The organism is Psychrobacter sp. 1U2, assembly GCF_051847575.1.
The window spans coordinates 1-917 of sequence record NZ_JBPYDC010000655.1 but is presented as its reverse complement, the minus strand read 5'-3'; the positions used below and the strand labels follow the sequence as shown (position 1 = coordinate 917).

General features: G+C 43.2%; 1 protein-coding gene and 1 pseudogene. Both read right to left on the bottom strand.

Going from position 1 to position 917, the window contains the following annotated elements:
• The coding region (locus ACS8FD_RS17900; RefSeq protein WP_439276840.1) for a nucleotidyltransferase family protein at positions 1-614 on the bottom strand (614 nt) is incomplete at its 3' end.
• Positions 615-670: 56 nt separating this feature from the next.
• Positions 671-917 (bottom strand): annotated as a pseudogene (locus ACS8FD_RS17895) (aminoglycoside phosphotransferase); the annotation flags it as partial.

Below are 917 nucleotides of genomic sequence, written 5' to 3'. Positions count from 1 at the left end.
TGAAACTTAAGCATCGCTTGCTTGAGTAGTGGTGCTAGTGCTGCCGGTTGTCCTGCGACCAAGCCATCAACCAATTTGGGTGACATTACGCTAATACCAGCAAAAGTGTACTTGTCTGCCTCACCAATTGGAGTCTCACTGGCAAGCCCATTATTAATAGCAAAGTCACCGCCATTATTATGCTCTGGATTATCGATTAATAATAGATGTGCACGCTGATCGGCACTCAGCGTATAATCTTGCAATTGCGCAAAGTCATAGGTCGTCCAGACATCAGAGTTGACTAGAAGAAAAGGCTCATCTCGTAATTTACCCGTTTGTAACGCTTGGAAAATGCCGCCTGCGGTCTCTAAAGGCTCATCATCTTCAACCGACCAATGTAAATTCACCCCGTATTGCGACCCATCGCCTAGGGTATCCATCAGCTTGTCAGCAAGCCACGAGACATTGATAGTAATATCAGTGATGCCCGCGGCTTGTAATGCCTTTATATGCCAGACAATCAGCGGCTGTCCACCTACTTCAACTAACGGTTTTGGGGTCTCAAGAGTCAATGGACGCAGACGTGTCCCCTTACCAGCCGCCAAAATCATCGCTTGGGTTATAACAGTCATGCACGCTCCTTATTAACATTATTATTTTAATAATCGAATTAATTCATCAATACCTATTACAATGCAAACTTATCTTGATAAGCAGGTAATACGCTATTTTTTAGCCATTGATTAAAGGGTAATATAGCTTGCTTCATAGCATCACTGCCCTGTTCAGCCAGCCAGTCTAACTCAAAAACAAGATCGCGCATGACTTTTGGAATATCAGCTAAATAGCGGTTTTTACCATCGCGCTCAGACAACCGAATAAATATGCCTAATACTTTTAGATGTCTTTGCACACCCATTACATTTAGGTCATGT